This is a genomic window from Amycolatopsis sp. NPDC005003 (genome assembly GCF_053600695.1).
In genome coordinates, this window is sequence record NZ_JBSGAI010000035.1 from 21,572 (window position 1) to 45,671 (window position 24,100).

Consider the following 24,100-nt stretch of genomic DNA (forward strand, 5'->3'; position numbering starts at 1 on the left):
TTCTAACCCGAATTACCACTCACGAGGGTCGTGAAGCGGATGCCCGCCTTGGTCAGCCGGTCCACGAGCGCGCCGCCCATCGCCGTTGCCGTGGTCACCTGGCCGGAAGACGGTGGAAGTTCGTCCGTCGCCAGGCACAACGCCGACTCCGCCAGCATCTTCGCCGTCTCGTCGTAGCCCGGGTCGCCGCCGGACACCTCCGTCACCACCCGGGAGCCGCCGCCTTCGCCGACGAACCGCACCGAGAACCACGACCGCGCGCGCCGCTCGGGGCTGGGCCCGTTGCCGGGCGCCAGCAGGCGGGACAGCGCCCGCCGCGCCGGCGGGACCTGGGCCGCGGCGAGCAGGGCGCCCGCCCCGGCGACGCCGCCGGCCAGCACCGGCAGGTGCTTCACCGCGGCGAAGTGCCGGTAGGTGAAGTCCGGCCCGTAGCGCTCGGACGCGGCCGCCGAGCGGCGGACGACCTCGGCGTCGATCGTCGGCAGCGGCACCGCCCACCAGCCGGGATCGGCGACCCGGTGCGGGCGCCCGAGCGGGGCGCGGGCGAACCGCCCGGACGGCCGCGGCTCGGCCGCCGCCCGCTCGCGTGCCGCGCGGGCCCCGGCGGGCAGGCGCGACATGATGGTCAGCGCGCTCAGGAACGTGCCGCCCGAGGGCATCCCACCGGCCCGGACATAGCCGTCGATCGAAAGCGGCACGCCTTCGGGCAGCTGCTGCACGGTGAACCACGCACCGAGGTCGTGCGGGATCGAGTCGAACCCGCACGCGTGCACCAGCCGCGCGCCGGTCTCGCGGGCGCGCCGGTCGTGGGCCAGGTACATCCGGTCGACGAACTCGGGTTCGCCGGTGAGGTCGACGTAGTCGGTGCCCGCCTCGGCGCACGCCGCCACCAGCGGCTCGCCGTGCGTCAGGTACGGGCCGACGGTCGTGATCACGACCTTCGTGGCCTCCGCGACGGCCGCCAGCGACGCCCGGTCGCCGGAGTCGGCGACGAGCAGGTCGAGCGAGCCGAACCGGTCGTCGATCTCCGTCAGCAGCGCCCGGACGCCTTCGAGCTTGCCGCGGTTGCGCCCGGCCAGCGCCCAGCGCAGGTCCGCCGGCGCGTGGCGGGCCAGGTACTCGGCGGTCAGGCCGCCGGTGAACCCGGTGGCGCCGAACAGGACCACGTCGTACGCGCGCATGTCTGCTCCTTCGAAGGGACGGCTCAGGTTACCCGCCGGTCACATCCCGGCGCCGGGTGAACTACCGGCGGGTACAGTGCCCCCTCGAACGCGAGGAGGCAACCGTGACCGAACGCTTCGGCAGCTACCAGAACGAGATCTACCTGCAGGGACTCGGTGGTCAGCTGCCGCCGTGCTCGACCGACGCGACCCGGCTCGAAGCGTCGGCCCGCGAGGTCATGGCGCCCGGGCCGTTCTCCTACGTCGCGGGCGCGGCCGGTTCCGGCGGGACCGCCCGCGCCAACCGCGAGGCGTTCGACCGCTGGCGCATCGTGCCGCGCATGCTGACCGGCGCCACCGACCGCGACCTGGCCACGACGGTGCTCGGCACCCGGCTGCCCGCCCCGGTGGCCGTCGCGCCGGTCGGGGTCCAGTCGATCGTCCACCCGGACGCCGAGCCCGCGACCGCCCGCGCCGCCGCCTCGGTCGGGCTGCCGTTCATCCTCTCCACGGCGTCGTCGACCGGCATCGAAGACGTCGCCGCGGCCAACGGCGACGGCCCGCGCTGGTTCCAGCTGTACTGGCCCGGCGACGCGGACGTCTGCGTGAGCCTGCTGACCCGGGCGAAGAAAGCCGGCTACACCGCGCTGGTCGTCACCCTCGACACCTGGACGCTGGCCTGGCGACCGTCCGATCTGGACCAGGCGTACCTGCCGTTCCTCAAGGGGGAGGGCTGCGCCGTCCCGTTCACCGACCCGGTGTTCCGCGGCCTGCTGGAGAAGACGCCGGAAGAAGACCCGAACATGGCGATCCTGCGGTGGATCGGCATGCTCACCGGCACCGACCGGACGTGGGACCAGCTGCCGTTCCTGCGCGAGCACTGGGACGGCCCGATCGTGCTGAAGGGCATCCAGCACGCCGCCGACGCGCGCCGCGCGGCCGAGGCGGGCATGGACGGCATCGTGGTCTCGAACCACGGCGGCCGCCAGGTCGACGGCGCGATCGGCGCGCTGGAGGCGCTGCCGGGCATCGTCGCGGCGGTCGGCGACCGCGTGGAGGTGCTGTTCGACTCCGGCATCCGCACCGGCGCCGACGTGCTCAAGGCGCTGGCGCTCGGGGCACGGGCGGTCCTGGTCGGCCGCCCGTGGGTGTACGGCCTGGCCCACGCGGGCGAGGACGGCGTGCGCCACGTCCTGCGCAGCCTGCTGGCGGACTTCGACCTGACCATGGGCCTGTCCGGCCACCGTACGCTCGCCGACCTGGGCCCGGACTCGCTGCAGCGGACGTGAGGTAACGAATCGGGAATTCCGGCGACAGCGGGATCCGGGGCGGCTACGGTTCTGCCTCGCCACGGCCCGCTCGGGGACGGACCGGTGGCTCCACCGTTCCTCTCACCTGGGGGTTTCCCATGTCTTCGATCATGATGCGGATCGGCGTGCTGTGCGCCGTGCTCGGGTTCGGCACCATCGTCCTCGAGCAGTTCGACTACGAGTTCCGGATCCTGTCCTGGGCCAGCGACATGCAGCCGCTGTTCGGCATCGTCCTCGGCGTGGCCGGGCTCGCGCTGATCGGTGGTTCGGTGGCGCTGAGCCGGGCCAAGAGCGCGCCGCAGCAGCAGGCCCCGGTCCAGCCGGTCCAGCCGCCGCAGCAGCCCGGCCAGCCCGGCTGAGCCCAAGCGCCCCGATGTGGCGTTGGGTGCATCTCACGCACCGAACGCCACATTGGGGCGCTTGAGGCGGGCCCCGGGGTGCGGCCGGTCACGTAGCCGGGATATTCGGAGGCCCGGTTCGTCACGCACGGCTATCCTGGGACCAAGAATGTCCGAGCCATCCCCCTTCACCGCGCTGCGAGCGCGCCTGCCCGAGCTGATGCCGCGTGACGAGCAGCGGCTGCGCCGGCGGCTCGAAGGCGCCCGCAAAGCCCGTGACCGCGACTCCGTGCTCGCGCAGATCGCCGCCGACATCGGCAAGGCCGAGCTGCGCGTCCAGTCGCGGCGCGAGAGCGTGCCCAAGATCGAGTACCCCGAAGAGCTGCCGGTCAGCAAGCTGAAGGACGAGATTGCCGCGGCCATCGGCAAGCACCAGGTCGTGATCGTCGCGGGGGAGACCGGCTCGGGCAAGACCACCCAGCTGCCGAAGATCTGCCTGGAGCTCGGCCGCGGCATCCGCGGCCAGATCGGGCACACCCAGCCCCGCCGGCTGGCCGCGCGCACGGTCGCCGACCGGATCGCCAGTGAACTCCACACCGAGCTCGGCGACGCCGTCGGCTACAAGGTCCGGTTCACCGACCAGTCCGGCCAGGACACCCTGGTCAAGCTGATGACCGACGGCATCCTGCTGGCCGAGATCCAGACCGACCGGTCGCTGCGCCAGTACGACACGCTGATCATCGACGAGGCCCACGAGCGCAGCCTCAACATCGACTTCATCCTCGGCTACCTCAAGCAGCTGCTGCCCCGCCGCCCCGACCTCAAGGTCATCATCACCTCGGCGACCATCGACCCGGAGCGGTTCTCGAAGCACTTCGACGACGCCCCGATCGTCGAGGTCTCCGGCCGGACGTACCCGGTCGAGGTCCGCTACCGGCCGCTGGTCGACCCCGAAAACCCTGCAGCCCCCGGAGGCGACGAGCGGGACCAGACCCAGGGCATCCTCGACGCCGTCGAGGAGCTGTGCGCCGAAGGACCCGGCGACATCCTGGTGTTCCTGTCCGGCGAGCGCGAGATCCGCGACACCGCGGACGTGCTCAACCGGGCGAACCTGCGCAACACCGAGGTGCTGCCGCTGTACGCGCGGCTGTCGTCGGCCGAGCAGCAGCGCATCTTCCAGTCCCACACCGGGCGCCGTGTGGTGCTCGCGACGAACGTCGCCGAGACGTCGCTGACCGTGCCGGGCATCAAGTACGTCGTCGACCCGGGTACCGCGCGGATCTCCCGCTACAGCCACCGGACCAAGGTGCAGCGGCTGCCGATCGAGCCGGTGTCGCAGGCGTCGGCGAACCAGCGCAAGGGCCGCTGCGGCCGGACGTCCGACGGCATCTGCATCCGGCTGTATTCCGAAGAGGACTTCGAAAGCCGTCCCGAGTTCACCGATCCCGAAATCCTGCGGACCAACCTGGCCTCGGTCATCCTGCAGATGACGTCGCTGGGCCTCGGCGACATCGCCGCGTTCCCGTTCGTCGAGCCGCCGGACCGCCGCCAGGTCAGCGACGGCATCGGCCTGCTGCAGGAACTCGGCGCGTTCTCCTCGACGAGTTCCGACCGCAGCCTCACCGACATCGGCCGCAAGCTCGCGCAGCTGCCGGTCGACCCGCGGATGGGCCGGATGGTCCTGGAAGCGGCGAAGAACGGGTGCGTCCGCGAGGTCATGATCATCGCCGCCGGGCTGTCCATTCAGGACCCGCGGGAGCGGCCGGCGGAGAAGCAGCAGGCGGCCGACGCCCAGCACGCGCGGTTCGCCGACCCGACGTCGGACTTCCTGGCGTACCTGAACCTCTGGGAGTACGTCGCCGAGCAGCAGAAGGCGTTGTCCGGCAACCAGTTCCGGCGGATGTGCCGCACCGAGTACCTCAACTACCTGCGGCTGCGCGAGTGGCAGGACATCTTCAGCCAGCTGCGTCAGCTGGCCAAGCCGCTCGGCATCCACCTGAACACGAACGCGTCCCCGGCCGACCCGCAGCGCGTGCACACCTCGCTGATCGCCGGGCTGCTCTCGCACATCGGCCTCAAGGACCCGGCGAAGGGCGACTACCTGGGCGCGCGCGGCGCCCGGTTCGGCGTGTTCCCGGGATCGGCGCTGTTCAAGAAGCAGCCGCGCTGGGTGATGTCGGCGGAGCTGGTCGAGACGTCGAGGCTGTGGGCGCGGGTCAACGCGCGCATCGAGCCGGAATGGGTCGAGCCGCTGGCCCAGCACGTCGTCAAGCGGTCGTATTCCGAGCCGCACTGGGAGCGCAAGCAGGGTGCGGTGATCGCGACCGAGAAGGTCACGCTGTACGGCGTCCCGCTGATCGCCGACCGCCGCGTCAACTACGGCCGCATCGACCCGGAGATGTCGCGCGCGCTGTTCATCCGCCACGCGCTGGTCGAAGGCGACTGGCAGACGCGCCACCACTTCTTCGCCGAGAACCGTGCGCTGCTGGAAGAGGTCGAGGACCTCGAGAACCGCGCGCGGCGGCGGGACATCCTGGTCGACGACCAGACGCTGTACGAGTTCTACGACGCGCGCGTGCCGACGGACGTCGTCTCGGTGCGCCACTTCGACAGCTGGTGGAAGAAGGCGCGGCACACCGATCCCGACCTGCTGTCGTTCGAGAAGTCCATGCTCATCAACGAGTCCGCGGGCAGCGTCCGCGAGGGCGACTACCCGGACTCGTGGACGCAGGGCACCCAGGTGTTCAAGCTGACCTACCAGTTCGAGCCGGGCGCGGACGCCGACGGCGTCACCGTGCACGTCCCGCTGCCGGTGCTGAACCAGGTGACGCCGGACGGGTTCGACTGGCAGGTGCCGGGCCTGCGCGCGGAACTGGTGACGCAGCTGATCAAGTCGCTGCCGAAGGCGTTGCGCCGCAACTTCGTCCCGGCGCCGGACACCGCGCGGGACGTCCTTTCGCGAGTGTCCCCTTCGGACGGACCGCTGCTGGAGGTGCTCGGCCGCGAGCTGCGGGCGCTGCGCGGGGTCACGATTCCCTACGCGGACTGGGACCTGGCTTCGGTGCCGGAGCACCTGAAGATGACCTTCCGGGTCGTGGACGAGCGCGGCAAGAAGGTCGCCGAGGGCAAGGACGTCTCGGAACTGCAGCGGCGGCTGGCGCCGAAGGTCCGCGCGACGATCTCCAAGGCGGCCAACACCCTCGAGAAGGCCGGGCTCACGAAACCGGCGTTCGGTTCGCTGCCGAAGGTGTTCGAGTCGACGCAGCGCGGCCACGACGTCAAGGCGTACCCGGCGCTGGTGGACGAAGGCGCGTCGGTGGCGGTGCGGCTCCTGGACACGCCGGAGCAGCAGGAACACGCGATGTGGGCGGGCACGCGGCGGATGCTGCGGCTGAACCTGAACTCGCCGATGAAGTTCATCACGCGGTCGCTGTCCAACTCGTCGAAGCTGGTGCTGAACCGCAACCCGCACGGCAGTGTGGCGGCGCTGCTCGAGGACTGCGTCGACTGCGCGGTGGACGCCCTGATGGCGGCCGGCGGCGGCCCGGTGTTCGACGAGGCGGGCTTCCAGGTGCTGCTTTCGAAGGTGCGCGAGGGGCTGCACCCGGAAGTGCTGGCGGTGTTGACGGACGTGGAGAAGATCCTCCGCGCGGCGAACGACGTCGAGGTGGCGCTGTCGTCGGCACGCGGCCCGGCGGAGTCGCTGGCGGACATCCGCGCCCAGCTGTCCGGCTTGGTGTACCCGGGTTTCGTGACGGAGACGGGCGCTTCGCGGCTGCGGCACGTGGTGCGTTACCTGCAGGGAATTTCCCGGCGCCTGGAGAAGCTGCCCACGGAGCCGACCCGCGACCTGCAGCGGACGGCGGACATCGCGTGGATCGACCGCGAGTACGCCGACGCGCTGGCTTCGCTGCCGCCGGGGACGTCGTCGCCGGCGTTGCGCGAGGTGCGCTGGATGATCGAGGAACTGCGGGTTTCGTTCTTCGCCCAGACGCTGGGGACGGCGCACCCGGTGTCGCTGAAGCGGATCACGAAGGCCCTCGACGACGCCCTGGGGTGACGCCGGGAATGTCCGGCTTCCCACTTCCGTCGGTTGACCGCGTCCATTCGCAGGTCAAGCCTGGGTCGGCTGGAGACCTTCCTGGGAAAGGACTTTCCGATGTCCTTGGGTGTTTCGTCCGCCAGGCGAAGAATCTTCGCCGTCTGCACCGCGCTCCTCCTGCCGTTCCTCTTCGCGCCCGCCGCGCACGCCGCCGTGGAGCCGCGCCACGACGTCCCGAATCCGCTGCTCAAGGAGCAGTTCGCCGAGGAGGAAGAGGAGGACGGCGACGATCCCGCGCTGTCCGCGCTCTGCCAGACCTACATCGGCAAGCCGAACCCGTACCGGCCGCTCGCGCCGAACACCGACGTCATCGACGGGGACACCATCGTGCCGACCGGCAGCCAGACCGGCTGCAGCACGGCCCAGAACGAGACGACCATCGCCGTCAACCCGGAGAACCCGCGCAACATCGTCGCCGGGTCCAACGACTACCGGCTGTACAACACGCGCGAGTCCCGCAACGACTCCGGCGGCTTCGCCTACACCTCGTTCGACGGCGGCCGGACCTGGGCGAACGTCCAGCTGCCGCACCTGGACTACCCCACCGGGGCGGCCGCACCGCTGTCCTATATGGACGCCGCTGGTGACCCGGCGGTCGCGTTCGGGCCGCACAACACCGTTTACTACGCGACGCTGGTGTTCAGCCGTGCCGCCGTTCCGGACGACCAGCAGCTCGCCAGCGGGATCGCGGTGTCGGTGTCCCACGACGGCGGCCGCAGTTTCGGCGACCCGGCGATCCTGCACCTCGACGGCGTCACGCCGGCGGGCACCCCGACGCCGGCGCACATCTTCAACGACAAGGAGTGGATCGCCGCCGACCCGGTGTCCGGCGACGTCTACGTCACCTGGACGCAGTTCACCTACGACGCGTCCGGCGCGTTCGTCGAATCGCCGATCGTGCTGTCGAAGTCCCGTGATTTCGGCCGGACGTGGTCGCCGGTGCGCCGGATTTCGCCGTCGCTGACCGGGTTCTCCGGCGGGATCACGCCGTTCGGCAGCGGCTCGAACCCGGTGGTGACCCGCGACGGGACGCTCCAGGTGGCGTACGAGACGTCGGTGTGCGCGACGGCCGCGTGCGACCGGCCGGCCGACCACGACGCGGTGGTCGTGGCGACCTCACGCGACGGCGGCCGGACGTTCCGGCACACCGAAGTGGGGCTCGACTTCGACTTCCCGGTGGACGAAGACGTCGCCAACAACGCGCTGACCGGCGAGAACTTCCGCGTCAACAGCTTCCCGCAGCTGACCTACGACCGCGTGACGGATCACCTGTGGGTGACCTGGGCCGACGACCGCAACGGCACGTACCGCGACGGCGAGTCGGTGAAGACGAACGGCGACAGTTTCCTGAGCGGGTCGGACGGCCGGCACGGCTGGTCGAAGCCGGTGAAGGTCGGCACGGGCGCCGACGAGGTGTTCCCGGCGGTGGCGGCGTTCGGCGGGCGGGTCGCGGTGACGTCGTACACGCGTGCGTACGACCCGAACGGCATCGGGCTGGACTACGCGTACGCGACCGGCTGGGGCGACGGCTTGTCCCCGCTGCGCAGGATCACGACGCAGACGGCGAACCCGCAGGTCCAGTTCGTCTCGACGGGCGCGGAGACGGGCAAGGAGCTGCAGGGCGTGTTCATCGGCGACTACACGGCCGCGGCCGTCGGCGCCGACTTCCGGCTGCACCCGGCGTGGACCGACTTCCGCGGCAACCCGGGCCGGACGCTGCCGAACCAGGACGTCGGGACGCAGACCCTGCCGATGTTCCCGTAGCGGAACGCGGATCTCGCGTGATTGAGCGCGGATCTCGCGTGATTGGCGGGGGATCTCGCGTGACTGAGCGGGCATCACTCGCTATTTCGCGTCGGCGTAGGTGTCGACTGCCGCGGTCTGCATGGGGAAGCGGACCGGGCAGGCCGGGCCGAACAGGAGGCGGGCCGCCTCTGTCACCGAGTCCTCGATGGCCTGGGTGACGGAGGCGGCCAGCTCGGCCGGGGTGTGGACGATCACCTCGTCGTGCTGGAAGAACACCAGGTGGGCGGGTGAGGGCAGGCGGGTGCGGAGGGTCGCCAGCATCACCGCCGTCATGTCCGCCGCGCTGGCCTGGACCACGAAGTTGCGGGTGAACCGGCCCCAGCCCCGCGACGCCCGTCGCGCCTTCAGCTCGGCCGCTTCGTCCGATGCCGGCCCGCCCGTCAGCGCGCGCCAAGCCGCCGACGGTGCCGGCGAAGTGCGGCCCAGCCGGGACCGGACCCGCTCGCCGCGCTCGCCCGCCTGCGCGGCACGCTCCACATAGGACACCGCGTCCGGGAAGCGCTGCCGCAGCAGGCCCAGCAGCGGCCCGGCCTCGCCGGACGTGCCCCCGTACATCGCCGACAGCATCGCGATCTTCGCGCGGGCCCGGTCGTCGCGGTCGTCGTTCGCCGCCGGGACCCAGCGGTTGCCGGAGAACAGCGCCTCGCCCAGCCGGGCGTACAGGTCCGTCGCCGCCGCGACGTCGGCCAGCCGCCGGTCGCCCGACAGCGCCGTGAGCACCCGCGGCTCCAGCTGGGCCGCGTCCGCCACCACCAGCTTCCAGCCCGGGTCCGCGCGCACGCACGTCCGCAGCACCTTCGGGATCTGCAGCGCCCCGCCGCCGCGGCTGGCCCACCGCCCGGTCACCACTCCGCCGACGACGTAGTGCGGCCGGAACCGGCCCTCGGTGACCCACTCTTCGAGCCACGCCCAGCCGTTCGCCGCGAAGAGCCGCGACAGCTCCTTGTACTCCAGCAGCGGCCCGACGGCCGGGTGATCGATCCCGCGGAGCAGGTACTTCCGCGCCGCCGGCACCTCGATCCCCTCGCGGGCCAGCGCCCGGACCACGCTCGGCGGCGAGTCCGGGTTCACCGGCCGCCCGCCGAACGCCTCGCTGATCTTCGCGCCCAGCTCGACCAGCGCCTTCGGCCGCTGCCCGGCCGGCACCCGCGGCCCGAGCCGCGCAGCCAGCAGCTCCTCGTGCACGTCGGCGCGCCACGGCAGACCGTCGGCCGACATCTCCGCCGCCGCCAGCGCGCTCGCCGACTCCGCCGCCAGCAGCAGCCGCATCCGGTCCGGGTGCTCGACAGCCGCCACCCGCCGCTCCTGCTCCGCGAGGACGCGCCGCACCGCCGTGACGACCGTCACGCCCTCGGGCAGCGTCGGCGCCCTCGTCTCGAACAGCGTCGGCTGCGCCAACTCGACGGCCGCCGAATCCGGTGGCGGTTCCTCGCCGTTCGCCCTGGCCCACGCCGCACGCAGGCTCCGCGACTGCGCCTCCGCGCCCTCGTACGCCAGCAGCAGCCCCTCGGCCAGCTCGAGGTCGTAGCAGCGGCGCACCCGCAGCCCGGCCGCGATCAGCACCGGGTACGCCCGCTCCACCGACGGGAACACCCACCGCGGCGCCAGCGACGACTCCAGCTCCCGCGCCAGCCCCGCGAAAGCCGCCTCGTCCAGGCCGGACACCGTGTCCGAAGGCGTGTGCACGGTGAAGCTGCCGTCCTCCTCCCGTCCCGCGATCACCTGCACCCGGACATCATGCCGACCACCACCGACAGTTTCCGCTCGCTCGCGGGCTGGTGCGTTCGGCCTACCCTTGGTTTACTCTCCGGTAGCTCCCATACCGCCGGTACGCCCGCCGTCGGCATGGGCTCTCTTCCCGCAGCAACGGAGGTGCCCGGATGAGCCTGGTCGCGCTCGCCACCACGGTGGCGGACAAGGTGACCGAGACGGTGCGCAGCGTCGACGTGATGCGGCGGGCGGGCCTCGTCCCCTTCCCCAGAGTCGACGAAGGCGTGCGTTCGCTGGTCGCGCTGCGGAAGTTCGGCCCGTTCGCCGGCGCCAACCACATCTCCGCCCGCCGCGACCCGGCCGCCGTCGGCATCGTCGACGAGCTCGGCCCGCTCACCTACAAGCAGCTCGACGACCAGTCGAACGCCCTGGCCAGGGCCTGGTCCGAGCGCGGCATCCGGCCCGGCCAGGTGGTCGCCGCGCTGTGCCGTGACCACCGCGGCCTCGTCATCACGATGGCCGCGGCCGGCAAGCTCGGCGTCCGCCTGCTGCTGATGAACACCGGGTTCGCGAAGCCGCAGCTCGCCGACGTCGCCAAGCGCGAAGGCGTCACCGCGCTCGTCTACGACCAGGAGTTCACCGGCCTGCTCGACGCGATCCCCGACGGCGTCGACCGCTACCTCGCCTGGGTCGACCCGGGCTCGGACCTGACCGACCGGACCGTCCCGGTGCTCGACGAGATCATCGCCAGCACCGACGACCGGCCCTGGCCCGCGCCGGCCAAGCCGGGCGGGTTCGTGCTGCTGACCAGCGGCACCACCGGCACGCCGAAGGGCGCGCCGCGGCCGCACACCTCCGCGCTCGCGTCCGCGCAGTTCCTCGACCGGATCCCGCTGCGGTCGAACGAGGCCACCTACATGGGCGCGCCGCTGTTCCACGGCACCGGCCTGTCGCAGTTCATCCTGTCCTTCGCGCTCGGCTCGAAGGTCGTGATGCGGCGCAAGTTCCACCCCGAAGAGGCGCTGCGCGGCGTGGCCGAGCACAAGTGCACCGCGCTCGTGCTCGTCCCGACCATGCTGCAGCGCATCGTGGACCTGCCGAAGGACGTCCGGGACAAGTACGACACCTCGGCGCTGCGGATCATCTTCGTCGCCGGCTCGGCGCTCTCGCCGGACCTGGGCAACCGGGCCAACGAGGCGTTCGGCCCGGTCGTGCACAACCTCTACGGCTCCACCGAGGTCGCGGTGGCGACGGTCGCGACGCCGGAGGACTGGGCGAAGGCCCCGGGCACGGTCGGCCGCGCGCCGGTCGGCTGCAAGGTGGCGCTCTACGACCAGAACGGCAGCCGCATCACCGAGCCGCACGTGACGGGCCGGGTGTTCGTCGGCAGCGGGCTCAGCTTCGGCGGCTACACCGACGGCCGCCACAAGGAGATCATCGACGGCCTGCTCTCCAGCGGCGACGTCGGCCACTTCGACGAAGACGGCCTCCTGTTCATCGACGGCCGCGACGACGAAATGATCGTCTCCGGCGGCGAGAACGTGTTCCCGATCGAGGTGGAGAACCTGCTGGTCGAGCGCGAAGACGTGGTCGAGGCGGCGGTGATCGGCGTCGAGGACCCGGAGTTCGGGCAGCGGCTGAAGGCGTTCGTGGTCCGGGCGGAAGGCGCCGACCTCGAAGCCGACGAGATCCGCGACTACGTCAAGGCGAACCTGGCCCGCTACAAGGTGCCCCGCGACGTCGAGTTCCTGGACGAACTGCCCCGCAACGCGACCGGAAAGGTGCTCCGCACCAAACTCCAGTGACAACCGAGGCTTCGCCACCCGGCCCCCGAAAAGCTCTCATGACCCTCGCTGGACGTTGACGATCAGCCAGCGTCCCTCCCGGCACGCGGCGACGACGGTGCAGGCGGCACCGTCGCGGTGTCCGGTCGCGACACCGACGGCGGCGGTCACCTCCAGCCGGGTCCACCGGAACGCCGCGGCCGGCGCCCGGCCGGGCCAGTGGTCGCGGTCGAGCACCAGCCCGTCCGGGCCGTCACCGCGGAAGTCGGCGGCCAGCAGGGACGCAGCGCCGTCGCCGCGGGTTTCGGCGTCCCGCCAGCGGGCCAGCAGTTCCTCGAACGTCTCCACGGTTCCGACGGTCGCAGGCACCCAGTAGCGCAACATCGGCCACCTGGCCGAGATCCGCTGGCAGACTGACCGGGCCATGACTGCGACGAAACTCCTCCCGGCCGGCACGGTCACCATCCTCTGCGCCGGCGACGCCGCCCCGGTGGTCTTCACGACCCCCGGCGAGGCCCTCGCCGCGCTGACCGGCGGCCCGGCGGCCGTGCACACCGGAGACGTGCTGATCCGCGACGACGGCACGCCCACCGGACCCGCCGTCCGCCGCTGCGAACAGCTGCGCGCGCTGGCGGACGAGGGCCGGATCCTCGTGTCGGCCCGGGCCGCGACGGCCCTCGGTGACGCCGTGACGCTGCACGACCTCGGCCGCCACCGGCTGCCGGACCTCGCCGCGCCCGAGCGCGTCTTCGAGCTCGGCGAGACACCGGGGCCGCTGCGCTCGCTCGACACCGTCCCGAACAACCTCCCCGTGCAGCTGACCGGGTTCGTGGGCCGCGACGCCGAGGTCCGCGACGTCCGGCGGCAGCTCGCCGGCACCCGGCTGGTGACGCTGGCCGGCCCCGGCGGCAGCGGCAAGACGCGGCTCGCCGCCCAGGTCGCCGCGAGCACGGAGTGGCCGGACGGCGTCTGGTGGGTGGCGCTCGACGCCGTCACCGAGGTCGCCGAGCGGGTCGCCGCGACGCTCGGCGTGCCGGTGGAACCCCAGGCCGGTGCGGCGCGCTCGGTCGCGACGGAACTGCGCGACCGGCGCGTCCTGCTCTGCCTCGACAACTGCGAGCACGTCCTCGACGGCGCCGCCGAGGTCGCGATCGAGCTGCTGCGGTCCTGCCCCGAGGTGGCGGTGCTGACGACCAGCCGGGAGCCGCTGGGCGTGCCGGGGGAGACCGTGTGGCGGGTGCCGCCGCTGGCCGTCGACGAGGCCGTCGCGCTGTTCGTGGAGCGCGCGGGCGCGGTCCGGCCGCTGTTCACCTTGGACGCCTCCAGCGCGGCCGCCGTCCGGTCGATCTGCACCCGGCTCGACGGCATCCCCCTGGCCGTGGAGCTGGCCGCGGCGTGGCTGGGAACCCTGACCCCGCACCAGATCGACGCCGGTCTCGAGGACCGGTTCGCGCTGCTGACCCGCGGTCCGCGCGGGGTGCCGGAGCGGCAGCGGACCCTCGAGGGCTCGATCGCGTGGAGCCACGACCAGCTCGACGGCGAAGACCGCGCGGTGTTCCGGCGGCTCGCGGTGTTCGCCGACGGGTTCACCCTCGACGCGGCGGGCGGCCCGGCCGTGCTGCCCGCGCTCGGCCGGCTCGTCGACAAGTCCTTGGTGCTCGCCGAAGACGGCCGCTACCGGCTCTTGGAGACGCTCCGCGAGTACGCGGCGGCCCGGCTGGCCGAGGCGGGGGAGACCGCCGCCGTCCGCGACCGTCACCTCGACCACTTCCTGGCGCTGGCCGAAGCCGCCGAACCCGAGCTCGACCGCGACAAGGACGCCTGGCGGGCCCGGGTCGAGCCCGAGCGGGACAACCTGCGCGCGGCCCTGGAATGGGGCCTGGCGCACGAGGACCCGGACCGGGGCCGCCGGCTCGCCGCGGCCGTCGCGTGGCTGTGGAACCTGGGTGGCCGCGGGCACGAAGGCTTGGCGTATCTCAGGCGCGCGGTGGCCCGCCGCCCGGACGACCGGACGCCGCTGCAGGCCCGGCTGCTGACCGGGATGGGACTGGTCGCGGACACCACGGCGCCGTTCGACGTCGAAGCCGCGCGGCAGGGGCTGGCCCTGGCCACCGAACTCGGCGAAGCGGACCTGCGCGCGCGGTGCCTCGCCCTGACCGCGCTCGGTCACCTCTACACGGACTTGGACACCGCCTGGGACCTCGCCGTCGAAGCCGAAAAGGAAGCCGACGGCTTCGCGCGGGACAGCGCGTTGATGCTGCGCGGAATCATCCGGACCGTCCGCGACCGGCACGACGACGCGGCCCCGCTGCTCGCCGAGGCGGCCCGAGGGCTTCTCCGGCGCGGCGACCGCGGGCTCGCCTCGACCGTCCTCAGTGTGCAGTCGGCGAGTGCGCTGGCGGCGGCGGACCTGCCCCGGGCGAAGGAACTCGCCGAGCGGGCCGTCGAGGTCGCCGCGCCGCTCGGGGACTTCCACCGGGTCAACACGACCCTGTGCCAGTCGGCCCGGGTGCACGGCTTCGCCGGGGACGCCGACGCCGGGTTCCGCGTGATGGAACCGTTCCTGCGGCTGCTCGAAACGGCGGGGGACGTCTTCGTGCCGGGCATGGCCGGGGTGCTGGGCGAGTTGCACTGGCGGCGGGGCGAGTCCGAAGCGGCGTTGCGCTGGTTCGAGCGTGAAGCCGTGCCCGGGACGTACATGGCCGCGCAGGGCCTGCCCGAACGCGGTGCTTTGCTGCGCGAGCTCGGCCGGCCCGACGAGGCCGCGGAGGTGCTGGCCACCGCCGTCGAGCTGACCCGCCGCTGGTCGCTGCCGTCGCCGCTGGCCGACGCCCTGGACCAGCAGGGGTACCTGGCGGAGCCGGAGCAGGCGGCCGAGCTGCACCACGAAGCCCTGAGCCTGCGCCTCGACCACGGCCTCCGGCTGGGCGTCCTGGCCGGCCTCGATGCGTTGACGACGCTGCTCGCGCGCACCGGCCGCGAGGCCGACGCGGCCCGGGTGCTCGTCTCGGCTGCACAGGCCCGGGCCGAGCTGGGCGTGCCTCGCCGTCCGGCCGCCCAGGCGGAGCTCGACGCGCTCGGCCTGGTGACCGCCGAACCGCCGATGGCCCTCGACGACGTGGTCGCGTTCGTGCGCCGGGCCCGCGGCAGCCGCGGCCGGCCGTCGAGCGGCTGGGGCAGCCTGACACCGACCGAGCTCGAGGTGGTGAAGCTGGCGGCGGAGGGCTGCACGAACCCGGAGATCGGCACCCGGCTGTTCATGAGCCGCGGCACGGTGAAGACGCACCTGGCGCACGTCTACGCGAAGCTCGGGATCGCGAACCGCACCGAACTGGCTGCCCTCGCGGCGGCCCGGCTCGGCTGAAGGTCAGTCCCAGTCGATGCCGAAGACGCCCGGGCCGAAGTCGAACGCCACCGCGTGCACCCCGTCCGCGCCGTCGAGTTTCAGCGCCCGGCGGGCGAGGGTGCCGTTCGCGCCGTTCCGGGAGTACTGCCAGCAGCGGTCCGGTGCCGTTCCCGGGGCGAACCGGACCTCCAGCAGGTACTCCCGCACCGGGCGGCGGAACTCGCGGTAGTGCGTGTTGCGGCATTCCGGGTACGGCGGCCCGCCGTTGGTCAGCGTGTACTCGATCAGGTGCGTCTCGCCGCGGTTGATCGGCTGGTCGAAGAGCAGTTCGGAGACGAGCAGGCCGTGTGCCTCGTCGATCTCGGCGCGGCCGACCCGGCAGTTGCGCACGGCGTGCAGCTCCGGCACACCCGCCGCCGGGTCGTCCTGGGTGTAGACCAGCAGCCAGCGGTCCTGGCCGTCGGCGACCGCCTGGAACACCGCCCGCGCGGTCACCGCCCGCTGGCCGCCGTCGGCGGCGATCTCGCACAGGTCGTGCAGCCCGACCATCCTCAGCGGCTGCTGGCGCTCGAGGGCGTGCGGCGCGCCGACCTTCTCCAGCAGCGGCTGCAGCACCTCACGCGGGAACGACATCGGCTCGCCGCCGGCCTGGCGCTTCCCGGCGCCGCCGCGGGGCCGGGGCGGCGGCAGCAGCCCGAGCAGGGACCCGGCGGGGACGTCGAGGATCTCTTCGAGCGTGCGGACGGCCGAGAGCGAGCTCTGCCGCTCCGGCTGTCTTTTGCCCGACTGCCAATAACTGAGCGCGGTGACGCTGATGACGACGCCGCGGGCCCGCAGCCGCGCCTGGATCCGGTCGAGCGAGAGCCCGCTGGTGGCGATGGCCGCGCGTAGCCGGATGGCGAATTCGGTGCGCCCGCTCTCCTGGTCGTCACCCACCGTGCTGCTCGCCATCGCTGAAATCCCGACCCGCCCCATGCCGTCCCCCGACGATTCCCGACCAGGAGCACGTTAGCAGTTTTCCGCCCGGTCTCCGTGCCCCTCTTCGGCCGTGCCACCGGGGCTGCCACTCAGGCGAACGGGCTAGTACTGGCAACTGTGAACCATTGCCCCGGCCTGGGGCGACGCGCTTGTATGACTTGCCTGCGCCGGTGGCACCGCCTCCCCCTCACGGCCCACCCGGGCGCAGGTGTGACCGGCCGCGCGAGCGGTTCCGGCTCCGGTTCACCCGGCCGAGTTGTGCGACCGGCCGAGGTGGCCGCGCGATGACCGGTGGCCCGGCGACGCCCCCAGCGCCGGGCCACCGGTCTTGTTACCACCGGGTAGCATCCCGGGCATGACGCTCCGGAAGAACATCCTGATCACCGGCGCCAGCAGCGGGTTGGGCGAAGGCATGGCCCGCCGGTTCGCGGCGAAGGGGCGCAACCTGGCGCTGTGCGCGCGGCGCACCGAGCGGCTCGAGAAGCTGGCCGCCGAGCTGACCGCGGCGCACCCGGGGATCACGGTCGTCACGCGCACCCTCGACGTCACCGACCACGACCGCGTGTTCGCCGTCTTCGAGGAGTTCCGCGCCGAGCTCGGGTCCCTCGACCGGGTGATTGTGAACGCCGGGCTCGGGAAAGGGCAGCGGGTCGGCACCGGCCGGTTCGACGCCAACCGCCAGACCCTCGAGGTCAACTTCGTCGCGGCCGCCGCCCAGATCGAGGCCGCCGCCGGGATCTTCCGCGAGCAGGGCGCCGGCCACCTCGCCGTCATCTCCTCGTTCAGCGCGCTTCGCCCGTTTCCGGGCAAGCTCACCGCGTACGCCGCTTCGAAGGCCGGGATCTCGGCGTTCGTCGACGGCACCCGGATCGAGCTGAAGCGCCGGGGCATCGCCGTCACCGACGTCCGGCCCGGCTACATCGAGTCGGAGATGAACGACCGGATCGGCCGGAACCCCTTGCTGGCCAAGGCGGACACCGGGGCCAGGGCGCTGGCCAAGGCGATCGAGGCCGAACCGCGCCGCGCCTACGTCCCGGCGTGGCCGTGGGTGCCGCTGAGCGTCGTCATGCGCGTGGTGCCGGCCGCGCTGCTGCGGAAGTTCGCGTGAACGCCCCGGTCGAGGTCCGCGCGGAGGACGCCTTCGACATCGCCGCGGTGCACGCCTGGCTCCGCGCGAAGATCGACGGCCTCGGGGACGAACCGCCGCACGTCCGGCAGTTCCCCGGCGGCGCGTCCAACCTGACGTACCTGCTCACCTACCCGGACCGCGAGCTGATCCTGCGCCGCCCGCCGGCCGGGCACAAAGCCGCGTCGGCGCACGACATGCGGCGCGAGTACCGCGTGCAGCACGCGCTGAAGCCGGTGTTCCCGTACGTGCCGCGGATGGTGGCGTTCGGGGACGACCCGGCCGTGCTCGGCGGCGACTTCTACGTCATGGAGAAGCTCGGCGGCCTGATCCTGCGCGGCGACCTCCCGCCGGGGATGACGCTGGCGCCGGAGCAGGCGCGCGAGCTGTCCGGCAAGGTCGTCGACCGGCTGGTGGACCTGCACGCCGTCGACGTCGGAAAGGCCGGCCTCGCCGATCTCGGCAAGGGCGCCGGATACGTCGAACGGCAGGTCCGCGGCTGGTCCGAGCGGTACGTGGCGGCGCGCACGGACAACGTCGGCGACTTCGCCGAGGTGCGCGCGTGGCTGGCCGCCAACCAGCCCGGCGAGGTCCGGATCTGCCTGATCCACAACGACTACCGGCTCGACAACCTCGTGCTGGACGGCCCGTCGACGCTGAACATCACCGGCGTCCTCGACTGGGAAATGGCCACGCTCGGCGACCCGCTGATGGAGCTCGGCAGCATGCTCGCCTACTGGGTCCAGGCCGGCGACGACGACGTCATGCACGCCAGCCGCCGCCAGCCGACCCACCTGCCCGGCATGTTCACCCGGGAGGAGTTCGTCGCGCGCTACGCTGAGAAGACCGGGCTGTCGATCGGGAACTGGCGGTTCTACGAGGTCTACGGCCTGTTCCGGCTCGCCGCGGTGCTGCAGCAGCTGTACCGGCGGTATCGCGACGGCGCCACCCGCAACCCGGCGTTCAAGGACTTCTGGCAGTTCGTCGGCTACCTGGACTGGCGCTGCCGCGAGATCATCGCGAAGGGGAGCGTGTAGTGGGCGCGATTTACCTCGTTCGGCACGGACAGGCGTCGTTCGGCGCTTCGGACTACGACGCGCTGTCGCCGCGCGGCTTCGAGCAGTCCACTGTGGTCGGTTCGGAACTGCTGCGGCGCAACGTGGTCTTCAGTCAGGTCCGGTCCGGAACGCTGGCGCGGCAGCGCGACACCGCGGCGACGGTGCTGAAGGTGCTCGGCAGCGACGTCCCGGTGGTCGAGGACCCCCGGTGGAACGAGTACGACCACGTCGACATCGCGCTCCACCACGCCGGCGGGGCGCCGCAGGAGGATTCGCGGGCCTACCAAGGCATCCTGGACGCGGCCCTGACGGCGTGGGCGTCGGCGGGCGACGGCGGGCCGTGCGCCGAGACGTGGCCCGCGTTCCTCGCGCGCTGCCGGTCCGCGCTGGAAGACCTGGTGGCGTCGCTGGGCAAGGGCGAGCACGCGGTCGTGTTCACCTCCGGCGGCGTGATCGCCACGATCTGCGGCCTGCTCATGGGCACCCCCGAGACCGGCTTGCTCAAGCTCAACCGCGTCACGGTCAACGGCGGGATCACCAAGCTGGTGTCCGGCCGCGGCGGCGTCACGCTGCTGTCGTTCAACGAGCACCCGCACTTCGAGGCGGACGCGGCCGCGTTGCTCACCTACCGGTAGGAGGCGCTCGATGGAGTTCGGCGAGGTCACGCTGTACCCGGTGAACGGGCACGGCCCGGAGGACGTCGTCGTCGACGGCGAGGGCCGGATCTACACCGGCGTCGACGACGGCCGGATCCTGCGCCTCTCGCCCGACGGGCAGCGCATCGACGTCATCGCCGACACCGGCGGGCGCCCGCTCGGGCTGGAGCTGTACGGCGAGGACGAGCTGCTGGTCTGCGACGCCCGCGCCGGGCTGCTGGTGGTCCCCCTCGCCGGCGGTGCGGTTTCCACCCTGGCGACTTCCGCCTTGGGGCTGGACTTCGTGTTCTGCAACAACGCGGCGGTGGCGGCGGACGGGACGGTCTACTTCACGGATTCCTCCCGCCGCTTCGGCATCGACAACTGGCGCGACGACCTGATCGAGCAGACGGCAGGAGGACGGCTGCTGCGCCGGTCCCCGGACGGCACGATCGACCTGCTGCTCGACGGCCTCCAGTTCGCGAACGGCGTGGCGCTGGCCCCGGACGGGTCGTTCGTGGCGGTGGCGGAGACGGGCGGGTTCAGCGTGTCCCGGGTATGGCTTGCCGACGGCCGTTCGGAGGTGTTCGTCGACGGTCTGTGGGGCTTCCCGGACAACATCTCGACGGGTACGGACGGCCTGATCTGGATCACGCAGGCGTCCCCTCGCGTCGCGGCTCTCGACGTGGTCCGGCGGCTGCCGGCCTTCCTCCGGGCGGGTGTCCGGCGGCTGCCGACGTCGCTGCAGCCCTCGCCGGGGCGGGAGGTGGGTGTCCTGGGGGTGGCGGCGGACGGGACGGTGGTGCGTGAGCTGCGTGGCGAAATCCCGGGCTTCCACATGCTCGTGGGCGTCCGCGAGTGGCAGGGGCGGCTGTATTTCGGCTCGTTGGAGGAGTCGGCGATCGCGGTGACGCCCGTGAGCTGAGCCTTCAGCGTCCGGTCCAGCGCGGCTCCCGGCCCGCGGTCCAAGCCGCGTAGAACTCCTTGTGGTCCTTCGCCGTCATCAGCAGCGCCTGCGTGATCGCCTCCAGCTCGATGGCGCTGCCCAGGTCCATGTCCAGCTCGCGGGTCAGCAGCACCTTCGTCGTCGCGTACGCCAGCGCCGGGCCGTCGGCCAGCCGGCGTGCCAACGCCGCGGCCGCATCGGGGAGTTCCGAGTCGGGCACCACCTGCGAAGCCAAGCCGATCTCCGAAGCTCGCGACGCCGACACCTTGTCGCCCAGGATGAGCAGTTCCGTCGCCCGGCCCAGGCCAACCAGCCGCGGCAGCAGGTACGCCGAGCCCATGTCCGCCCCCGCCAAGCCCACCTTCGTGAACAGGAACGCGAACTTCGCCGACTCGGCCAGCAGCCGGAAGTCGCTGGCCAGCGCGATCACCGAACCCGCTCCGGCCGCCACGCCGTTGACCGCCGCGATCACCGGGATCGGGCACTCGCGCAGGGCCTTCACCACCGCGCCCGTCATGCGGGTGAACTCCAGCAGCTCCGCCGTCTCGAACTTCTGGAGCTCGCCGATGATCTCCTCGACGTCACCTCCGGAACAGAACCCGCGGCCTTCGCCCGTGATCACGAGGACCCGGACGTCCTCGTGCTGCGGGAGCTCGATGACCAGGTCCCGCAGATCCGCATAAACGTCGAACGTCAGCGCGTTGAGCTTCGAAGGACGCGTGAACGTCACCGTCGCCACCCCGTCGGCCACCGCGAAGCCGAAGTGCTCCCATTCGCGGGTCAGCGGGGCGGTTGCGCGGAACGGGCTCATGACTGGATTCCTCCGCCGTCGAGTACGAGGGTCTGGCCGTTGATCGCGGCGGCCTCCGGGGCCGCCAGGAAGGACACCGCGAACGCCACTTCCGACGGCTCCAGCAGCCGGCCGAGCGGGGACGCCGCCGCCAGCGCCGCTTCCGCCTCCGAAGAGGACCGGCCGGAGCGGGAGACGATCCGCTCCACCGAGGTCGCCGTCATGTCGGTGCGGACGAACGCCGGGCACACCGCGTTCGCCGTGACGCCGGTGCCGGCCAGCTCCGCCGCCACCGCGCGCATGAAGCCCACCGCCGCGTGCTTCGACGCCGTGTAGCCCGCCGTGTAGCGGTAGCCGACGTGCGAAGCCGTCGACGCCACCGTGACGATCCGGCCGCGGTCGCGTGCGCGCATCCCGTCCAGCACCGCGCGCGTGCAGAGGAACGCGCCCGTCGCGTTCACCTCGAACTGCTCGCGCCAGTCGGCCAGCGAAGTCCGGGAAACCGGGGCGCTCGAGGAGATTCCGGCGTTGTTGACCAGCACGTCGACCGGGCCCGCCGAAGCGAAATACGCGGCCACGGCTTCCTCGGACGTGACGTCGCAGTCCGCACGGCCCGGCGCCAGCACCGTGTCGCCGGAAGACCGGAACCGGGCCGCGATCGCCGCGCCGATGCCGCGCGTGCCGCCGGTGACCACCACCAGGCGGCTCACGGGCGGGCCGCCAGGGCGCGCCGGTCGAGCTTTCCGTTGGCCGTGCGGGGGAGTTCCGTCATGAAGACCACCTCGCGGGGGTACTTGTGCTTGGCCAGGTGGGCTTTCGCGTGGTCCTTCAGCGCGTCGGCGGTGACCGCCGAACCGGGCTGCAGCACGACGTACGCGCGCGGCACGACCAGGCCGTCGGCCTCGTGGCCGACCACCGCGCAGTCGGTGACGTCCGGGTGGCCCAGCAGGCAGTCCTCGATCTCGCCGGGCGCGACGAACACGCCACCGACCTTGAGCAGCGCGTCGGCGCGGCCGTGGTGGCGGAAGTACCCGTCCGGGGCGCGGCTGAACAGGTCGCTCGACGTGAGCGTGTCGCCGTCGAACGTCCGCGCCGACTTCTCCGGGTCGCCGTGGTACTCCAGCGCGATCGTCGGCCCGGTCACCCGGAGAGGCCCGATCTCGCCGTCCGGCAAGGGATTCCCGAGCTCGTCGACCACCTCGGCGGTGTAGCCGGGCACGGGCGTGCCCAACGTGCCGACGCGCGCGGCGCCCGGCCGGTTCGACAGGTAGATGTGGTACGCCTCGGACGAGCCGATCCCGTCCACCACCGGCACGCCGAAGGCCGCGTCCCACTTGCGGTGCAGCTCCGACGGCAGTGCCTCGCCCGCCGACGTCGTCATCCGCAGGCAGCTCAGGTCCTGCTTCGCCGCGGCCGGGTGGGCGACCATCGCGCTCATCATCGTCGGCACGTTGACCAGCACGGTCGGCCGGTGGCGGGCGATCAGCTCGAACACCAGGTCCGCCGTGGTGCGCTCGGGGAACGCGATCCCCGCGGCACCGACGCCGAACGGGAACAGCGCCACCAGATCACGCGCATAGCCGAAGAACAGCTTCGGCACGGCGAGGATCCGATCGTCCTCGCGCAGGCCGAGCACCTGGACGGCGTACCGCTCGAAGCTCTCCAGCGGACTGCGCAAGGGATGCACGCACGCCTTGGGCGCGCCCGTGCTGCCGGTGGTGAACTTCCAGATGCCGACGTCGTCCACAGTGGTCGGTGCGGCCTCCAGCGAATCCGGCGCGGCGTCGACCAGGGTCCGGAATGGACGCTCACCCGGGAGCAGCTCACTTTCGGGCACGCCCGTGACGAGCAACCCGGTGGCGCCCGCCTGGCGCAGCGCGGGCAGCGTGACGGCGTCCGCGAGCACCGCGACGGCCTCGGTGTAGCCGAGGTAGTACGCGTAGTCCTTGGGCTGCAGGAACGGGTACACCTCGGCGGTCACCGCGCCGATCTTCTGGGCGCCGTACCAGGCGGCGACGAACTCGTCGCCGTCGCTCAGCGCCAGCAGCACCCGTTGTCCGCGCCGGACACCGGCGTCCAGCAGGACGTTGCCGACGCGGTTCGCCAGCGCCGCGAGCGAGGCGTAGCTGATCGTGCGGTCCCCGACGAACAGGGCCGTCCGGTCACCCCGGCCCGCCGCCACGTGCCGGTCGAGGAAGTGCGTGGCGAGGTTGAACGGCTCACTCACGGGCCAGCTCCCGGATCGCTTCCACCAGCAGGTCGGTCAACGTCGAGAAGGTCTCTTCGCCCTCGGAAGGGGTCGCCTCGGCCGGCGCGCCGCAGTACGCCTCGGTCATGCCCATCTCCCGGAAGCCCCCGTCGGAAGGAGCCGCGGCGAGACTGACCGGCACGTGCGGCAGGGTCCGCATCAGCGCCTGGTCGACGAGCTCGGGCCGGTCGGCCAGCACCAGCGACGTCTCGTACCGCCCCGCGTGGCACTCCCCGGAGCGGAACTCCTCGGTCAGCCGCTCCGCGTGCCGCCGCCGGACCAGGTCGAGCAGGGCGACCCGCCCGTCGTAGGCGAAGTTCAGCGTCTCCACCGCCCGCCGCAGCGTCACCAGGTGGGCGGGCTCGAAGTGGTTGTTGACCAGCAGAATCCGCCGGAGCCGCTGGCCGATCAGGGCCGCGCCGATGTCGACGAGCAGCGAGTGCAGCGTCTCCTCGCCGACGTGGATCCCGCCGGCGAACCCGGCCGCGAACCGGGTCACCCCGTACGGCACTTCGGGGAGGACGAGCACGCGGACGTCCTCGTCGGCGGCCAAGCGAGCAACCGCCCGCTCGCACATCCCGCGCGAGATGAGCGGGTCGGTGCCCAGTGGCGCGTGCGGGCCGTGCGGCTCGACCGCGCCCACCGGGAGCAGCAGCACGGGGACGCGCTCGCCGTCCGGCAACGAAGCGACCTGCCGCGAGGTGAGGTCCGCGAAGTACGTCACGCAATTCACGCTACACCGCAGCGGCCTGAGGTGTATAGA

18 protein-coding genes are annotated in these 24,100 nt (G+C 72.4%); 10 read left to right on the forward strand and 8 right to left on the reverse strand.

Annotated features, from left to right (window positions below; all coding sequences use genetic code 11):
* Nucleotides 1-2 precede the first annotated feature (2 nt).
* Nucleotides 3-1,181 (reverse strand): saccharopine dehydrogenase family protein, encoded by a 1,179-nt coding sequence (locus ACWED2_RS33275; RefSeq protein ID WP_449694468.1) that lies wholly within the window; start codon nt 1,179-1,181, stop codon nt 3-5.
* Nucleotides 1,182-1,285: 104 nt separating this feature from the next.
* Here ACWED2_RS33275 and ACWED2_RS33280 point away from each other — a divergent pair, with 104 nt between their 5' ends.
* From ACWED2_RS33280 to ACWED2_RS33295, 4 genes are all read left to right on the forward strand, one after another.
* Nucleotides 1,286-2,449, forward strand: a complete 1,164-nt coding sequence (locus ACWED2_RS33280) for a lactate 2-monooxygenase (RefSeq protein ID WP_449694469.1) — start codon at nt 1,286-1,288, stop codon at nt 2,447-2,449.
* A gap of 119 nt (nt 2,450-2,568) precedes the next feature.
* On the forward strand, nt 2,569-2,829 hold the full coding sequence (locus ACWED2_RS33285) for a hypothetical protein (RefSeq protein WP_449694470.1): 261 nt from the start codon (nt 2,569-2,571) through the stop codon (nt 2,827-2,829).
* Nucleotides 2,830-2,977: 148 nt separating this feature from the next.
* Nucleotides 2,978-6,868 carry an ATP-dependent RNA helicase HrpA gene (gene hrpA, locus ACWED2_RS33290; protein ID WP_449694471.1) on the forward strand — a complete coding sequence of 1,297 codons (3,891 nt, stop codon included), beginning with the start codon at nt 2,978-2,980 and terminating at the stop codon, nt 6,866-6,868.
* Nucleotides 6,869-6,967: 99 nt separating this feature from the next.
* A complete protein-coding gene (locus ACWED2_RS33295; RefSeq protein ID WP_449694472.1) occupies nt 6,968-8,674 on the forward strand; it encodes a sialidase family protein in 1,707 nt (568 codons plus the stop codon).
* 81 nt (nt 8,675-8,755) lie between these two features.
* On the opposite strand, the gene ACWED2_RS33300 is transcribed toward ACWED2_RS33295, so the two are convergent.
* Entirely contained in the window at nt 8,756-10,444 is a 1,689-nt protein-coding gene (locus ACWED2_RS33300; RefSeq protein WP_449694473.1) for a bifunctional 3'-5' exonuclease/DNA polymerase, read from the reverse strand.
* Nucleotides 10,445-10,596: 152 nt separating this feature from the next.
* Here ACWED2_RS33300 and ACWED2_RS33305 point away from each other — a divergent pair, with 152 nt between their 5' ends.
* Complete coding sequence (locus tag ACWED2_RS33305; RefSeq protein WP_449694474.1) at nt 10,597-12,231, forward strand: acyl-CoA synthetase; 1,635 nt, start codon at nt 10,597-10,599, stop codon at nt 12,229-12,231.
* 36 nt (nt 12,232-12,267) lie between these two features.
* On the opposite strand, the gene ACWED2_RS33310 is transcribed toward ACWED2_RS33305, so the two are convergent.
* Nucleotides 12,268-12,558 carry a nuclear transport factor 2 family protein gene (locus ACWED2_RS33310; protein ID WP_449694475.1) on the reverse strand — a complete coding sequence of 97 codons (291 nt, stop codon included), beginning with the start codon at nt 12,556-12,558 and terminating at the stop codon, nt 12,268-12,270.
* Between the two features lie 76 nt (nt 12,559-12,634).
* Here ACWED2_RS33310 and ACWED2_RS33315 point away from each other — a divergent pair, with 76 nt between their 5' ends.
* The gene (locus tag ACWED2_RS33315; protein WP_449694476.1) at nt 12,635-15,574 is read left to right on the forward strand and encodes a helix-turn-helix transcriptional regulator; all 2,940 of its coding nucleotides are present in this window, start codon (nt 12,635-12,637) and stop codon (nt 15,572-15,574) included.
* A gap of 3 nt (nt 15,575-15,577) precedes the next feature.
* Here the strand turns inward: ACWED2_RS33315 and ACWED2_RS33320 are convergent, their stop codons facing one another.
* A complete protein-coding gene (locus ACWED2_RS33320; protein WP_449694477.1) occupies nt 15,578-16,507 on the reverse strand; it encodes a hypothetical protein in 930 nt (309 codons plus the stop codon).
* 382 nt (nt 16,508-16,889) lie between these two features.
* Between ACWED2_RS33320 and ACWED2_RS33325 the strand changes: the two genes are divergently transcribed.
* The 4 genes from ACWED2_RS33325 to ACWED2_RS33340 are packed head-to-tail and all read left to right on the forward strand — an operon-like array spanning nt 16,890 to nt 20,278.
* Complete coding sequence (locus tag ACWED2_RS33325) at nt 16,890-17,642, forward strand: SDR family oxidoreductase (RefSeq protein WP_449694478.1); 753 nt, start codon at nt 16,890-16,892, stop codon at nt 17,640-17,642.
* The gene (locus ACWED2_RS33330) at nt 17,639-18,697 is read left to right on the forward strand and encodes a phosphotransferase family protein (RefSeq protein ID WP_449694479.1); all 1,059 of its coding nucleotides are present in this window, start codon (nt 17,639-17,641) and stop codon (nt 18,695-18,697) included. Before ACWED2_RS33325 ends, ACWED2_RS33330 begins: the two co-directional genes overlap by 4 nt.
* On the forward strand, nt 18,697-19,353 hold the full coding sequence (locus ACWED2_RS33335) for a histidine phosphatase family protein (RefSeq protein ID WP_449694480.1): 657 nt from the start codon (nt 18,697-18,699) through the stop codon (nt 19,351-19,353). Before ACWED2_RS33330 ends, ACWED2_RS33335 begins: the two co-directional genes overlap by 1 nt.
* A 10-nt stretch (nt 19,354-19,363) precedes the next feature.
* Entirely contained in the window at nt 19,364-20,278 is a 915-nt protein-coding gene (locus ACWED2_RS33340; RefSeq protein WP_449694481.1) for an SMP-30/gluconolactonase/LRE family protein, read from the forward strand.
* Nucleotides 20,279-20,282: 4 nt separating this feature from the next.
* Here ACWED2_RS33340 and ACWED2_RS33345 read toward each other — a convergent pair whose 3' ends face one another.
* The 4 genes from ACWED2_RS33345 to ACWED2_RS33360 are packed head-to-tail and all read right to left on the reverse strand — an operon-like array spanning nt 20,283 to nt 24,061.
* On the reverse strand, nt 20,283-21,110 hold the full coding sequence (locus ACWED2_RS33345) for an enoyl-CoA hydratase family protein (protein ID WP_449694482.1): 828 nt from the start codon (nt 21,108-21,110) through the stop codon (nt 20,283-20,285).
* Nucleotides 21,107-21,799: an SDR family NAD(P)-dependent oxidoreductase gene (locus ACWED2_RS33350; protein WP_449694483.1), complete on the reverse strand. Its 693-nt coding sequence runs from the start codon at nt 21,797-21,799 to the stop codon at nt 21,107-21,109. Before ACWED2_RS33350 ends, ACWED2_RS33345 begins: the two co-directional genes overlap by 4 nt.
* Nucleotides 21,796-23,316, reverse strand: coding sequence for a benzoate-CoA ligase family protein (locus ACWED2_RS33355; protein ID WP_449694484.1), 1,521 nt, complete (start codon nt 23,314-23,316; stop codon nt 21,796-21,798). Before ACWED2_RS33355 ends, ACWED2_RS33350 begins: the two co-directional genes overlap by 4 nt.
* The gene (locus ACWED2_RS33360) at nt 23,309-24,061 is read right to left on the reverse strand and encodes a creatininase family protein (RefSeq protein ID WP_449694485.1); all 753 of its coding nucleotides are present in this window, start codon (nt 24,059-24,061) and stop codon (nt 23,309-23,311) included. The genes ACWED2_RS33355 and ACWED2_RS33360 overlap by 8 nt, the downstream gene beginning before the upstream one ends.
* Between the last annotated feature and the right edge of the window lie 39 nt (nt 24,062-24,100).

Coding starts and splice junctions, on each gene's coding strand:
- ACWED2_RS33275 (WP_449694468.1), bottom strand. CDS start 1,181: ATGCGCGCGTACGACGTGGTCCTGTTCGGCGCCACCGGGTTCACCGGC.
- ACWED2_RS33285 (WP_449694470.1), top strand. CDS start 2,569: ATGTCTTCGATCATGATGCGGATCGGCGTGCTGTGCGCCGTGCTCGGG.
- hrpA (WP_449694471.1), top strand. CDS start 2,978: ATGTCCGAGCCATCCCCCTTCACCGCGCTGCGAGCGCGCCTGCCCGAG.
- ACWED2_RS33295 (WP_449694472.1), top strand. CDS start 6,968: ATGTCCTTGGGTGTTTCGTCCGCCAGGCGAAGAATCTTCGCCGTCTGC.
- ACWED2_RS33305 (WP_449694474.1), top strand. CDS start 10,597: ATGAGCCTGGTCGCGCTCGCCACCACGGTGGCGGACAAGGTGACCGAG.
- ACWED2_RS33315 (WP_449694476.1), top strand. CDS start 12,635: ATGACTGCGACGAAACTCCTCCCGGCCGGCACGGTCACCATCCTCTGC.
- ACWED2_RS33320 (WP_449694477.1), bottom strand. CDS start 16,507: ATGGCGAGCAGCACGGTGGGTGACGACCAGGAGAGCGGGCGCACCGAA.
- ACWED2_RS33325 (WP_449694478.1), top strand. CDS start 16,890: ATGACGCTCCGGAAGAACATCCTGATCACCGGCGCCAGCAGCGGGTTG.
- ACWED2_RS33340 (WP_449694481.1), top strand. CDS start 19,364: ATGGAGTTCGGCGAGGTCACGCTGTACCCGGTGAACGGGCACGGCCCG.
- ACWED2_RS33345 (WP_449694482.1), bottom strand. CDS start 21,110: ATGAGCCCGTTCCGCGCAACCGCCCCGCTGACCCGCGAATGGGAGCAC.